This window comes from Streptomyces sp. NPDC093586 (assembly GCF_044764905.1).
GTDB lineage: Bacteria > Actinomycetota > Actinomycetes > Streptomycetales > Streptomycetaceae > Streptomyces.
The window spans coordinates 43,524-56,480 of sequence record NZ_JBIWJA010000046.1 but is presented as its reverse complement, the minus strand read 5'-3'; the positions used below and the strand labels follow the sequence as shown (position 1 = coordinate 56,480).

The 12,957-nt window shown below is 72.0% G+C and carries 11 protein-coding genes; 8 read left to right on the top strand and 3 right to left on the bottom strand.

The window, feature by feature from the left end:
* Window positions 1-242 precede the first annotated feature (242 nt).
* Window positions 243-893, top strand: coding sequence for a leucine efflux protein LeuE (leuE, locus tag ACIRFH_RS32015; RefSeq protein WP_403528594.1), 651 nt, complete (start codon window positions 243-245; stop codon window positions 891-893).
* 10 nt (window positions 894-903) lie between these two features.
* Here the strand turns inward: leuE and ACIRFH_RS32010 are convergent, their stop codons facing one another.
* Window positions 904-2,310: an FAD-dependent oxidoreductase gene (locus ACIRFH_RS32010; protein ID WP_403528591.1), complete on the bottom strand. Its 1,407-nt coding sequence runs from the start codon at window positions 2,308-2,310 to the stop codon at window positions 904-906.
* 79 nt (window positions 2,311-2,389) lie between these two features.
* On the opposite strand from ACIRFH_RS32010, the gene ACIRFH_RS32005 reads away from it, so the two are divergent.
* Window positions 2,390-3,043, top strand: coding sequence for a TetR/AcrR family transcriptional regulator C-terminal domain-containing protein (locus tag ACIRFH_RS32005; RefSeq protein ID WP_403528588.1), 654 nt, complete (start codon window positions 2,390-2,392; stop codon window positions 3,041-3,043).
* Between the two features lie 214 nt (window positions 3,044-3,257).
* Here ACIRFH_RS32005 and ACIRFH_RS32000 read toward each other — a convergent pair whose 3' ends face one another.
* Both ACIRFH_RS32000 and ACIRFH_RS31995 read right to left on the bottom strand, forming a co-directional pair.
* Window positions 3,258-4,592, bottom strand: a complete 1,335-nt coding sequence (locus ACIRFH_RS32000) for a polysialyltransferase family glycosyltransferase (RefSeq protein WP_403528585.1) — start codon at window positions 4,590-4,592, stop codon at window positions 3,258-3,260.
* The gene (locus ACIRFH_RS31995) at window positions 4,589-5,569 is read right to left on the bottom strand and encodes a glycosyltransferase family 2 protein (RefSeq protein ID WP_403528582.1); all 981 of its coding nucleotides are present in this window, start codon (window positions 5,567-5,569) and stop codon (window positions 4,589-4,591) included. The genes ACIRFH_RS32000 and ACIRFH_RS31995 overlap by 4 nt, the downstream gene beginning before the upstream one ends.
* Window positions 5,570-5,768: 199 nt before the next feature.
* On the opposite strand from ACIRFH_RS31995, the gene ACIRFH_RS31990 reads away from it, so the two are divergent.
* The 6 genes from ACIRFH_RS31990 (at window position 5,769) to ACIRFH_RS31965 (ending at window position 12,950) form a co-directional block, all read left to right on the top strand.
* Entirely contained in the window at window positions 5,769-7,085 is a 1,317-nt protein-coding gene (locus tag ACIRFH_RS31990; protein ID WP_403528579.1) for a DUF6716 putative glycosyltransferase, read from the top strand.
* A 55-nt stretch (window positions 7,086-7,140) separates the two neighbouring features.
* Window positions 7,141-8,382: a cytidylyltransferase domain-containing protein gene (locus tag ACIRFH_RS31985; RefSeq protein WP_403528576.1), complete on the top strand. Its 1,242-nt coding sequence runs from the start codon at window positions 7,141-7,143 to the stop codon at window positions 8,380-8,382.
* 40 nt (window positions 8,383-8,422) lie between these two features.
* Window positions 8,423-9,361: an N-acetylneuraminate synthase family protein gene (locus tag ACIRFH_RS31980; protein WP_403528574.1), complete on the top strand. Its 939-nt coding sequence runs from the start codon at window positions 8,423-8,425 to the stop codon at window positions 9,359-9,361.
* A gap of 41 nt (window positions 9,362-9,402) precedes the next feature.
* Window positions 9,403-10,464, top strand: coding sequence for a hypothetical protein (locus ACIRFH_RS31975; RefSeq protein ID WP_403528572.1), 1,062 nt, complete (start codon window positions 9,403-9,405; stop codon window positions 10,462-10,464).
* Between the two features lie 233 nt (window positions 10,465-10,697).
* Window positions 10,698-11,162, top strand: coding sequence for a hypothetical protein (locus ACIRFH_RS31970; protein ID WP_403528569.1), 465 nt, complete (start codon window positions 10,698-10,700; stop codon window positions 11,160-11,162).
* 6 nt (window positions 11,163-11,168) lie between these two features.
* Complete coding sequence (locus ACIRFH_RS31965) at window positions 11,169-12,950, top strand: alpha/beta hydrolase (RefSeq protein WP_403528566.1); 1,782 nt, start codon at window positions 11,169-11,171, stop codon at window positions 12,948-12,950.
* Window positions 12,951-12,957: the final 7 nt, after the last annotated feature.

Sequence of the window (12,957 nt, the reverse complement as noted above, 5' to 3'; positions counted from 1 at the left end):
AACGTCCTCTACCCGATGAAGGACGCGCTGCGCGCCCGGGCGACGGTGGGCGAGGTGTGCAACGCGCTGCGCGAGGTGTGGGGGACGTACGTGCCCTCGGACGCCTTCTGAGCGAGTCCCCGACCGCCCGTCGGACGCGCCGCGCGGGCTCTTGACCACCCGTCGGACGCGCCGCGCGGGCGTCCGTGCCGACGGCTGGAACGCCGGGGCGGAGTGTCGCACTCCCGTGCGACACTCCCTCCATGTTCGGCGTCATCGACCTCCCCACCTACCTGGCGGGCCTGGCCCTCATCGTCCTGCTGCCCGGCCCCAACTCCCTCTACGTCCTCTCCGTGGCCGCCCGCCGGGGCGTACGCGCCGGGTACACGGCCGCCGCCGGGGTCTGGTGCGGGGACACGGTGCTGATGACCCTGTCGGCCGCCGGGGTGGCCTCGCTGCTCCAGGCCAACGCCGTGCTGTTCGGGATCGTGAAGTACGCCGGCGCCGGATACCTCACCTGGCTCGCGGTCGGGATGATGCGGGCCGCGTGGACGATGTGGCGGACGCGGCGGGAACAGGCGGCGCCGGACGCCGCCGCCCCCGTGGCCGGGGACGAACGGCCCTTCCGCCGGGCGCTGGTCGTCAGCCTCTTCAACCCGAAGGCGATCCTCTTCTTCGTCGCCTTCTTCGTGCAGTTCGTCGACCCGGGCTACGCCTACCCCGCCCTGTCCTTCGTCGTCCTCGGCGCCTTCGCCCAGTTCTTCAGCTTCCTCTACCTCAGCGCGCTGATCTTCAGCGGCACCAGGCTGGCCGCCGCCTTCCGCCGCCGCAAGCGGCTGTCGGCGGGGGCCACCTCGGCGGCGGGCGCGCTGTTCCTGGGCTTCGCGGTGAAGCTGTCGGTGGCGAGCGCGTAGCCGGCGCCCGTCAGCGCAGGCCGATGCGGGACAGGTACTCCGCGAAGCCGTCCGCGGTCCCGGCCGCCCATCCGACGTAGCCGTCCGGCCGGACCAGGAAAGCCCCCGTCCCGTACGCCCCGTGGGCCGGTCCGCGCACGACCCGTACCGCTCCGAGGTCCTCGGCCGGGGCGTCCGTGCCCAGCGCCAGCAGCGTCCAGTGCGGCCCCCGGAACGCGTCGAAGAGCCGTACGCCGGCCACCCTCCCGTCGGGCGCGCGGTCACCGGCCCGCAGCGCACCCTCGTCGACGGCGCCCCGCGTCTCCACCGTCAGCGACGAGTCCCGGTACCCGATCCCCAGCTGCCGGGTCGCCGCGCCGCGCCGCACCTCGCCGCGGTGGACGGCGGTCGACAGGGCGAGCATCTCCGCGGCGACGGGGCGCCGTTCCTCCTCGTAGCTGTCCAGGAGCGTGGCCGGGGCGCTGCCCGTCAGCACCGCGTCCAGCTTCCAGCCCAGGTTGTAGGCGTCCTGGACGCTGGTGTTCAGCCCCTGACCGCCCGCGGGCGAGTGCACGTGCGCCGCGTCGCCGGCGAGGAAGACCCGGCCCGAGCGGAAACGGTCGGCCAGGGCCGCCCGCGGCCGGAAGTCGGAGGTCCAGCGGACCTCGGTCACGTCCTCGGCGGCGATGTGCGAGCGCTCCGCGACGACCTCGCGGACGCCGTCCGGGGAGGTGTCCACGTCCGCGCCCTCCGGGAACCGCGCCATCACCTGGAAGTCCTCGGTGCCGGCCAGGGGGCAGACGGCGAGGAGGTCGTCGCCTTCGCGCGGCGGGAAGACGTGCCAGTTGTCCCGGTCCAGGCCGTTGATCCGGACGTCCGCCACCAGCGTCGGGCCCGGGTCGACGGTCTCGCCGGTCATGCCGACGCCCAGCGCGCGGCGCACCGCCGACCGGCCGCCGTCCGCCGCGACCAGGTAGCGGGCGCGCACCGTCCGGCCCGAGGCGAGGTGCGCGGTGACGCTCTCGTCGTCCTGCGAGACACCGACGACCTCGTGGTCGAAGGCGACCTCGCCGCCCAGTTCCGCGAGCCGTGCCGCCAGGATCTCCTGCGTGCGCCACTGCGGCACCATCCACGCCCTGTTGTACGGCGAGTCCTCGCTCGGCTCGGCCGGGTCGAACATGTGGTGCTCGCCGACCCGCTCGCCGTTCTTCCAGATCATGCCGATCGGGTAGGTGCCGCCCGCCGCGTGGATCGCGTCGACGACGCCGAGGTCGTCGAAGACCTCCATCGTGCGGGGCTGGAAGCCCTTGCCGCGCGAGCCGGGGAAGAGCGCCTGCGCGCGCTCCACGACCAGCGCGTCCACTCCGCGCCGGGCCAGGTCGATGCCGAGGGTCAGGCCGGCGGGGCCCGCGCCGACGATCAGAACGTCCGTGTCCATCACGCTCTCCTTAACGCCGTTAAGTGGCTGTCGCGCCCGAGCATCCCCTTAACGTTGTTAAGCTGTCAAGCTGTCTCCCGTGAGAACGGAACGACGCGCCCCCCTCGACCGTCGGCGGGTCGCGGACACGGCGCTGAAACTGCTGAACGAGGTGGGCCTGGACGGCCTCACCCTGCGCGCCATCGCCAAGGAGCTGGACGTGAAGGCGCCCGCCCTGTACTGGCACTTCAAGGACAAGCGGGCCCTGCTCGACGAGATGGCGACCGAGATGTACCGCCGTATGGTCGCCGGCGCCGCGCTCGATCCGGACGACACCTGGCGGGAGCGGCTGCTCAAGGCCAACCGGGGCCTGCGCACGGCGCTGCTCGGCTACCGCGACGGCGCGAAGGTGTTCAGCGGATCACGCTTCACCGGCGCGGACCACGCCGAGCAGCTGGAGGACAACCTGCGCCTGTTCACCGCCGCGGGCCTCAGCCTCGCCCAGGCGGTCCGGGCGTTCACGACGGCGTACCTCTTCACCCTCGGCTTCGTCACCGAGGAACAGGGCGCCCGGCCCCTGCCCGACGAGCACCGCGAGGGCTTCGACCTGGTGGCGGAACGCGCCCGCCGACTGGCCGGCTACCCGCTGACGGCGGCGGCGGGCACGGAGCTCTTCACGGACTACGACCGGCACTTCGAGGAGGGGCTGGCACTGGTGATCGCGGGCATCGGGGCGCGCTACGGCCTCGACTGAGCCGCCCCGCCCGCCTTCGCCCGGCGCACCGCCCGGTGCCGGCGCACCGTCCGGGTGACCACCGGCGGCAGCGGGTCCAGGGCGAGCGGGCGGCCCCGGCCGGAAACGGCGCCGCCGAACGGGCCACCGGGGAAATTCCCCGGAAATGCCGGACGGCGGAACGACGGCGGCCGTCCCTCCCGCGCGGCCCGCTTTCCCGTCGTCCGGCATCACCTCAGCGTCCGACCGAGCGCCGAATGGCCCGCGCCCGCCGCACCACCTTCCGCGCGGCGGAATTGTGCGGCAGAAAGGCCAGCCGTTCCGGAATTCCGCCGGGCAGTCCCAGCGAGGTGAGCCGACGTTTCTTGAAATACCGCCGGGTGTGAGTGTTCAGGTTCCCGCGCAGGAATTCCTCCGCGTCCGGCCGCAGGCCGGTCAGGATCTTCGGCTGCATCGCGAAACCCACGGCCCGCACCAGGGCGCCGAGGGTCTCCGTGTCCAGGCCCCGGCGCCGCCCGGTGACGGCCGCCGCGTCGTCCGGCTCGGGCAGCAGCGCGTCGACGATCGTCACGGGCACCCGGTTGCTGTTCTCGTACGGCGTCAGCCGGTCCAGCAGCGTCCCGGTGCCGACCCGGGCGACCGGCAGCCCGTACAGCGCGGACGCGGTGAGCAGCGCCGTGGAGAAGCAGCCGATCACCAGCGCCGGGCGCGTCCGCTGGTACAGCACCTCGGCGAGCACCGGCGTGTCCACCACCGTGAGGGCGACGCCGAGCCGCTCCGCCTCCTCCTCCAGGGTGCGGGTGAAGCGGGCCGGGGCCGTGGGGTGCGGCTTGAACACCACCCGGGTGTGCCCGAGGCCGACGGCGCCGGTGAGCATCCGCACGTGCAGCGCCTCCTCCTCCTCGGCGGAGAGGATGCCCAGCGCCGACAGGTACTGGCCGAGCAGCAGCGCGGGCCCTTCGACGTCCGGCACACCGGCGCCGGTGTCCGCCAGCTCGGCCAGCACCTTCGTGAACGCCGGGGTCGGCACCAGCTCCGGTTCCACCCCGAACTCGGTCAGCAGCAACGGGGTGAGTCCCGGCACCAGGTCCAGGTGGAGCAGCCGTTCCACGCGGGTGCCGACCAGCGGATCCAGCTTGTTGCGGGTCGGTCCGTAGCTCATCAGGCCGTCCGCGTACACGGTCAGGGGCGCGTCCGGGAACATCTGCGCCACCCCCAGCGCCGGCTGCACCTGGATCGACTCCACGGCCAGCGCCACGTCGTCGTCCCCCAGCCCCCAGGCCAGCCGCAGGTACCGCTCCCACATCGGGGCGTCGTCCACGCGCGGCGCCCAGCCGCCCGGGTGGAACGGGAAGACCGCCTCGTTCCACGACACCACGTCGTCGAACCGGTCCCGCAGCCGCTCGAACCCCGGCATCGCGTCCAGGGACGGCGTCGTCTCGGGCGTCGCCGCGTTGTTGGACACCAGCAGGATCCGCCGGTCGGCCGCGTCGAAGCAGCCCGCGTCCAGGGCGGCGGCCAGCGTGGCCGTGCCGTACAGCGTCGACGCCAGGAAGATCTGCGTGCTCACGCCGCCACCTCCGCGGCCGGCACCGGACGGCGGCGCAGCCGGCGCAGCCGCGTCGCCCGCTCGGCGTCCATCGAGGCGAGCACCTCGTCGAGCGCGTCCTTCGGCATCCGCCGCAGCGCGGCGGCGCTCATCGCCTTCAGCCTACGGGCCACGGCCGGCTCGAACCTCTCGATGGAACCCAGGTGGTGGGAGATGATCGCGCAGTACGTGCGCACCGCCTTCGGCAGCAGCCGCGCCGCGTCCGTGTCGGCGGCCGTCTCGGCGACGACCTGGTCGAAGGCGCGGATGAAGTCCAGCTGGCGCACGTCCCCGATCTGGGTGAGCGAGGACGCCACCCCGCGCCGGTAGAACACGCCGAGCAGCCCGGTCACCGCGAAGGACTCCGCCTCCCGGTGCAGCCTCCAGATCCACGGCCGGTCCTCGGCCGTGCGCAGCCCGTCGGTGAAGTGCAGCAGACCCCGGTCGGCCAGCCGGCGGTGGTAGATCCCGGCCCAGGCGTACGCGTAGTCGACCGAGGTGGAACGGTGCGCGGGCAGGATCGCGTCGCGCGGACGCAGCGAGACGTTCCTGAGGCCGTGCGGCACCCGGAACACCGTCCGGGACCTGGCCGTGCACTGCACGTGGTCGGTGCGTACGAAGTCGCAGCCCAGGCCCTCGATCGCGGCGACCAGGCGGCCGTAGTGGCCGGGGGCCAGCCAGTCGTCGCCGTCCAGGAAGGTCAGGTACTCGCCGCGCGCCCGGTCGATGCCGGTGTTGCGGGCGGTCGCCAGACCGCCGTTGCGCTCATGACGGACCAGCACCGCCCCCGGCAGCTCGTCCTCCGCGCGCGCGAGGAGGTCCGCGGTGCCGTCGGACGAACAGTCGTCGACGAGAATGAATTCGAAGTCGTCCCGCGCGTTCGCGCGCAGACTCCGCAGGGTGTCGGGTGCGTATTGCCGCACGTTGTAGAACGGCACGATGACGGAGAGCTTGGGCACGTCCGCGACATTAGGCGCCGTGCCCGGCATACGGATTTTCCGGTGCCTTGATGCGGGGTGAACGAGGCGTGGCGAATCCGTGACGCGGACGGTGTTCCCGGCGCCCGGCGGCCTGTTCCACCATCCGGCGATGTGCTGTTCACCGTTCGTTGCCTTCCGATTGGGCGGTTCCTAGAAATGGCTCCCTAGCGTCCTCGGCGTGCCAGCAAGTGCAACGAAAGCCCGGCGAGTCGCCGTCCTCGCGGATTCCGACACCCGGTGGAAATGGGGTGCGCTCACCGCGGCCCGCATCTCCCCGGGCGGTGCGGACGCCCACCTGGACGGCTACCTCCTGCGGGGCCGAGCCACTCCCACCGCCCGCCAGTTGGCGGAGGTCGGCGCCGACGCGGACTCGCTCCGCGAGGTGACCGCCGCCGAGTTCCTGCGCACCATGGCCGGGGAGCCGTACGACGTGCTCGTCCTCGCCCTGGTCGGCGGCGGCGTCCAGGCCATGCTGCACGGCCTGGGACGCGTGTGGGAAGGCCGCACCGACCGGCCCGTCGTCGTCACCGGCTACGTCGGCGTCGTCTACGAGAAGCTCACCGACGGCCTGCTGCTGCGCCACGGCGCCGACCTCGTCCTCGCCAACTCCCGCCAGGACGCCGACCGTTTCCGCGCCGTGTACGAGGGGGTCGGCGCCGACGCCGCCGCGGTGACCGAGGTCGCGCTGCCCTTCCTGGGCGGGGCGGAACGCACCGGCGGGCACGGCCACCCGTACACGGTGGTCTTCGCCGCCCAGCCCTCCGTCCCCGACGGCCGCCGGGACCGTACGTACCTCCTCGACCGGCTCATCGGGCACGCCCGCCGGCACCCCGACCGCGACGTGCTGCTCAAGCTGCGCTCCAAGCCCGGCGAACACACCACGCACATCGAGGAACTGCCCTACCAGAAGCTGGTGCAGAAGGCCGACCCACCGCCCAACTTCCGCCTGGTCTACGGGCACATGGGAGACGTCCTCGACCGCACCGACCTGCTGGTCACCGTCAGCTCCACGGCCGCCCTGGAGGCCCTGCACCGCCGCATCCCGACGGCCGTGCTGACCGACCTCGGGGTGCGCGAGGCCCTCGGCAACCACCACTTCGTCGGCTCCGGCTGCCTCGCTTCCTGGGACCAGCTCGACGACGGCCACCGGCCCGTGCCGGACGAGGAGTGGGTGGCCCGGCAGGGCGTCGCGGCGGACGGGGGGTACGCGAGGGCGTTCGACACCGCCCGCGAGCGCATCACCCAGCTGCTCGGCCGGCCCGGCGGCCTGCCCCCGCTCGCCCCGTACTACACACCCGTCACCGCCCCCGGCTACCTGCCCGGCGTCCTCGCCCGCCACCACCTCGCCCCGGACGGCACCCCGCTGCCCGGCGCCCCCGCCGCCGACCGCCCGCCCGGCCCCGTCCGGCAGCTCGTGCGCCGCGCCGCACGCGGCGCCTACCGGCACGGCGTCCAGCGCGTCGCCCCGGTGATCCGGCGGGTGGGGGAGCTGTGACCGGCCCGCGCCCCGCCGAGCCCAGTCCCGAGTTCCCGTCCAAGGAGCCCCACCCATGACCCAGCCGGACGACCCGCGAGCGGGCCGCGACGCCTCGGTGCGCCGCGTGCTCGCCGTCATCCCCGCGCGCGGCGGCTCCAAGGGCGTGCCCGCGAAGAACCTCGCCCCGGTCGGCGGTGTCCCCCTCGTCACCCGTGCCGTCCGCGAGTGCCGGGCCACCCGCCTGGTGACGGACGTCGTGGTCTCCACCGACGACCGGGCCATCGCCGCGGCGGCCCGGGAGGCCGGCGCCGAGGTCGTGCTGCGCCCCGCCGCCATCGCCGGGGACACGGCCACCTCCGAGGCCGCGGTGCTGCACGCCATGGACACCCACGAGGCCCTGCACGGCGCCGCCGTCGACGTGGTGCTGCTCGTGCAGTGCACCAGCCCCTTCCTCGTCCGCGAGGACGTCGACGCGGTGGCCGCCGCGGTCGCCGAGGACGGTGCCGACACCGCGGTGACCGTCGCCCCCTTCCACGGCTTCGTCTGGCGGGACGGTGAGGGCGAGGGCGACGGCGGCCACGGCGTCAACCACGACAAGGCGTACCGCCCCCGCCGCCAGGACCGCCCCCAGGACCTGCTGGAGACCGGCGCCGCCTACGCCATGGACGCGGCGGGCTTCCGCGAGCACGGCCACCGCTTCTTCGGCCGCACCGAACTGGTCCGCACCGACCCGGCCCGCGTCCTGGAGATCGACGACCCGCACGACCTGGCCCGCGCCCGCGCCCTCGCGCCCCTCCTCGACGGCGCCCGGCCCAGCGCCCTCCCGACCGCCGAGGACATCGACGCGGTCGTCCTCGACTTCGACGGCACCCAGACCGACGACCGGGTGCTGATCGACTCCGACGGACGGGAGTTCGTCTCCGTGCACCGCGGCGACGGACTCGGCATCGCCGCCCTGCGCCGCAGCGGCCTGCGGATGCTGATCCTGTCCACCGAGGCGAACCCGGTCGTCGCCGCCCGCGCCCGCAAGCTCCGGCTTCCCGTGCTGCACGGCATCGACCGCAAGGACCTCGCGCTCAAGCAGTGGTGCGAGGAACAGGGCATCGCCCCCGAGCGCGTGCTCTACGCCGGCAACGACGTCAACGACCTCCCGTGCTTCGCCCTCGTCGGCTGGCCCGTGGCCGTCGCCGACGCCCACGACGCCGTCCGCGGCGCCGCCCGCGCCGTCACCACCGTCCCCGGCGGCGAGGGCGCGATCCGCGAGATCGCGAGCTGGCTCCTCGGCCCCTCCCTCGACGTACCCGACCCCCTCTGATCCCCCACGCCCACCCGGCCCACGTAAGGAACCCCCTGCCATGAGCACCGACTCCCGCATCCGCACCTTCGGCACCCGCGAGGCCGGCCCCGGCCGCCCCGTCTACATCACCGGCGAGATCGGCATCAACCACAACGGCGACATCGAGAACGCCTTCCGGCTGATCGACGCCGCCGCCGAGGCCGGCTGCGACGCCGTCAAGTTCCAGAAGCGCACCCCCGAGATCTGCACCCCGCGCGACCAGTGGGACATCGAGCGCGACACCCCCTGGGGCCGGATGACGTACATCGACTACCGCCACCGCGTCGAGTTCGGCGAGGAGGAGTACCGCCAGATCGACGACTACTGCAGGAGCCGGAACATCGACTGGTTCGCCTCCCCGTGGGACACCGAGGCCGTCGCCTTCCTGGAGAAGTTCGACGTCCCCGCCCACAAGGTCGCCTCCGCCTCCCTGACCGACGACGAGCTGCTGCGCGCCCTGCGCGCCACGGGCCGCACGATCATCCTGTCCACGGGCATGTCCACCCCCCGGCAGATCCGCCACGCGGTCGAGGTCCTCGGCAGCGACAACATCCTGCTCTGCCACGCGACGTCCACCTATCCGGCGAAGGCCGAGGAGCTGAACCTCCGCGTGATCAACACCCTCCAGCAGGAGTACCCGAACGTCCCGATCGGCTACTCCGGCCACGAGACCGGTCTGCAGACCACCCTCGCCGCCGTCGCCCTCGGCGCCACCTTCGTCGAGCGCCACATCACCCTCGACCGTGCCATGTGGGGCTCCGACCAGGCCGCCTCCGTCGAGCCGCAGGGCCTGACCCGCCTCGTCCGCGACATCCGCACCATCGAGGCCTCCCTCGGCGACGGCGTCAAGAAGGTCTACGACTCCGAGCTCGGCCCCATGAAGAAGCTGCGCCGCGTCACCGGCGTCGTCGCCGAGGCGGAGATCGCCGCGGCGGCCGGCGAGCCGGTCACGGTCTGACCTCACCCCCACCCCCACCACGACGGGACGGTCGCACGCCGATGAGCCCCCGTGCCGGGAACACCGGCCCCCGCACCCTCGCCTTCGTCGAGAGCCCGGTGCAACTGCTGAACGTGCTGGAGTGGGCACACACCCGTGCACCCGGCGCGGAGCTCACCCTCGTCGTCCTGTCCCCGCTGGACCCGATGACCCGCGGCCAGCTGCGCCGCATGGCGGAACTGGCCCGTCGCGAGGGCCATGAGGTCCGCTGGGAGGAGGCCCGGGACGGCGCCACGGCCCCCTTGCGCACCGTGGGGAGCCTGACGACGCCCCTGTGCCGCGCGGACCGCGTCGTCATGGGCGACCCCTTCTCCCGCTACGTCCAACTGCTCCTGACCATCACCCGCGCCCGCGACCTGGTCGTCGTCGACGACGGCACGGCCACCATGGAGTTCGTCACCCAGATCGCCCGCGGTGAACGCCTGGTCCGCTGGCACCGCAAGGGCAGCCGTCCCGGCCCCCGCGACCTCCTCCTCGCCCCCGTGTCCGGGATCGCCCGGCGCCGACTGACCCCGGCCGGGGGCCGCGCCGTGGAGGTCTTCTCCGCCATGCCCGTGGCGGAGACTCCGGACGGCGTCACCGTCACCCCCAACGCCTTCGCCTGGACCCGCGCCCGCTTCGGCCCGCCCCGCATCACCAAGGGCGCCGACCTGGTCGGCACCTCCCTGGTGGAGACGGGCGTCGTGGACGCCGGCCACTACCTGGACGCCGTACGCTCCCTGGCGAAGACCCACGGGGCGACCCGCTACTTCGCCCACCGCCGCGAGAGCGTGGACAAGCTCCACCGCCTGGCCGTCGAGACCGGCCTGGAGATCGTCCGCCCCGACCTCCCCCTGGAACTGATCGCCCGCCGCGGCCCCATCGGCCGCACGGTCCTCAGCTTCCCGTCCACGGTCGTCCACACCCTGCCGCTGGCCCTCGCCGGCACGGACGTCCGCGTCGCCGTCTGCGACATCGACCCCGCCTGGCTCACCCGCTCCGCCTCACCCCGGGCGAGCGGCTTCCTCTCCGGCGTCACGGGGACGGCCAGGGGGGTGCACCGGCTGTCGGCGGTGGCGGGATAGGAAGGAGCGGCCACCCGGGCGGATCGCGCGACGGCGCTCCCACGGGACGTGCCGTCCGGCCGGGCCCGAGGCTTGTTCCCGCCTGAGTACAGATACTCAGACGCTGTGGTGCACGAGACAGGTGGGCTCCCGGCGACGAGACGATAGCGTTCGTCTCGATCATGTGCAGCACCGCCGGCGTACACACGTGTCCGCATGCCGGCGTACGCCAGGGAACCGGGGAGGAACCACGCATGGCGTGGGACGAGTGGGAGCAGCTCAAGGCCGCGGCAGCCGAGCGGCAGTCCGCACACATGCAGCTCAACCAGCTGCCGGCCGACCAGGGGGGAACGGGCGGCGGCGGTACCTATGGTCCCCCGTCGGGCAGGCTGAGGTCGGACAAGTCCGCATGGTCCAAGGCGGGGGAGGGCCTCGGCGAGCTGAAGACCGCCATCGGCAAGGCGTTGACGAAGCTGGAGGAGTCCCAGACCGGTCTCGGCGAGGGTTCCGCGTTTCTGACCGCCGCTGCGCAGAAGGGGGTCTTCGACTCGTGGGCGCGCCGCGTGAAGGACATCGACGAGTGGTGCGACGGGCTCGCCGGTGTCCTGGAGAAGACGGGGAACGACCAGCTGAGGACGGACCAGGCGATCGAGGCCGAGATCGCCGCGCTGAGCGTCGGTTCCCAGGACGCGTCCGCCGGCCACGGCAAGGGCCGGTGACCGGTCGTGGACATCAAGACCCTCAAGGCGCTCAAGCCGGCCGAGTACGCGGAAGCCGCGGACGGATACCGCGCGGTGAGCGATGCGGCCGACGCGTCCAAGGAACGCATCGACAAGCAGATCACCAAGGCCATGGACGAGGCCAACGAGGGAAAGGCCGCGGACGCCGCGCAGAAACAGCTGAAGAAGCTCTCGGAGAACCTCCACTACACCCAGGTGGAGTGCGGCCTGGTCAGCGGGGCGCTCAACGGCTTCTCGTCCGAGATCGCCGCCCCCAGACGCCGCCTGATCGAGGCGTTGGACGACGCGGCGGCTCTGGGATACCCGGTCAGCGCGAACGGTGACGTCACCTTCCCCGCCGGCGGAGAGAGCAAGCTGACCGGGGAACCGGTCCCCGGCGGCACGGCCGTGGGTAACAACGGCATGCTGGCCCCCAGCAACAGGGCCCTGTACGGCCCCGGAAGCAACGGGCTGTACTCGCCGGACGCGGGAATCAGCGGTATCAACCCCTACCTGGAAAATCCGCACCACGCGAAGGCCCAGGACATCGCCGACCGCATCGCCCACGCCCTGCGGGAAGCCACGGAGATCGACGAGCGCTACAGCGAGGCCCTGGGCAAGCTCAAGGCGGCGCCAGGACTGAGCGTCACCACGAAGACGTGGGCGGACGTGGCCCACGACGTGGACGCTGTCAGCTCGGCCGCGCGCGATTACCTACAGGACACCATCCCTTTCGACAAGTCCCCCGCCGACCGAAAAGAGTGGTGGGACACCCTCACCGACGAACAGCGCGAAGAATACAAGATCGCATTCCCTGAGATCATCGGAAGCCTGGACGGAATTCCGGCCGCGGTACGTGATGAAGTGAACCGCGAGAATCTGCATGTACTCATCGCCAAACTCGAAGGGCAGCACGACGAAATTTCCAAGGCGCAACTGGAGGGCATGAAAGGAATTCAGGAGAAACTGGCCGGTCCCAGTCAACCACCCATGTTGCTGCTCGGCATCGGGGACGAAGGAAATGGTCGTGCAATCGTAAGCTACGGGAACCCGGACACTTCAAGGAACGTATCCGCTTACGCTCCAGGACTGGGGACAGCGCTTGACGGTGACTTCGCAGACGACACGGTCCGGCGAGCATTTCAGACCGCAAAAGGGGCATACAAGTACGACCACTCCACCGCTTCCATCGTCTGGTTGGGTTATGACGCTCCCGGTTTCACCGAAGTGACGTCCACAACTCTCGCCGACAGGGGCGCTCCCGCTTACCGAAGCTTCATGGAAGGTATACAGGCCACCAACGAGAACGCCGATCCGCACGTCACAGCCATTGGCCATTCCTATGGCTCACTCTTGGTGGGAACGGCGGCAAGAGAGCAGGGCGGTATACCCGGAGTCGACGACATCGTACTCCTGGGCAGCCCCGGCACCGGCGCGCAGACCGCCGACGAACTCAACGTCGGGAAAGGTCACGTATTCGCCGCATCAGCCGGAAATGATCCAGTTTCCTGGCTCCCGGCCCCCAGCAGCCTTATCGGCCCCGTACCTGCCATCGTCAACGCACTCGACGACGAACGCTGGTTCGGCAGGGACCCCGTCAGCGAGAGTTTTGGCGCCACGCGCATACAATCGGGCGACGGCCCACTGCCTCTTTGGCTCTCCGGTGAGGGCCCGACCCCGGCCCACTCGGGGTACTTCGATTCCGAGAGGAATCCGTCCGCTGCAAACAATATCGCCAAGATTGTCTCCGGAAGAGCAGATCTAGTCACGACAGAAGAGTCACGATGAAAAGGTT

Excerpts from the sequence above, each read along its gene's own strand:
- leuE (WP_403528594.1), top strand. The coding sequence starts at position 243 with ATGTTCGGCGTCATCGACCTCCCCACCTACCTGGCGGGCCTGGCCCTC.
- ACIRFH_RS32010 (WP_403528591.1), bottom strand. The coding sequence starts at position 2,310 with ATGGACACGGACGTTCTGATCGTCGGCGCGGGCCCCGCCGGCCTGACC.
- ACIRFH_RS31985 (WP_403528576.1), top strand. The coding sequence starts at position 7,141 with ATGACCCAGCCGGACGACCCGCGAGCGGGCCGCGACGCCTCGGTGCGC.
- ACIRFH_RS31980 (WP_403528574.1), top strand. The coding sequence starts at position 8,423 with ATGAGCACCGACTCCCGCATCCGCACCTTCGGCACCCGCGAGGCCGGC.
- ACIRFH_RS31975 (WP_403528572.1), top strand. The coding sequence starts at position 9,403 with ATGAGCCCCCGTGCCGGGAACACCGGCCCCCGCACCCTCGCCTTCGTC.
- ACIRFH_RS31970 (WP_403528569.1), top strand. The coding sequence starts at position 10,698 with ATGGCGTGGGACGAGTGGGAGCAGCTCAAGGCCGCGGCAGCCGAGCGG.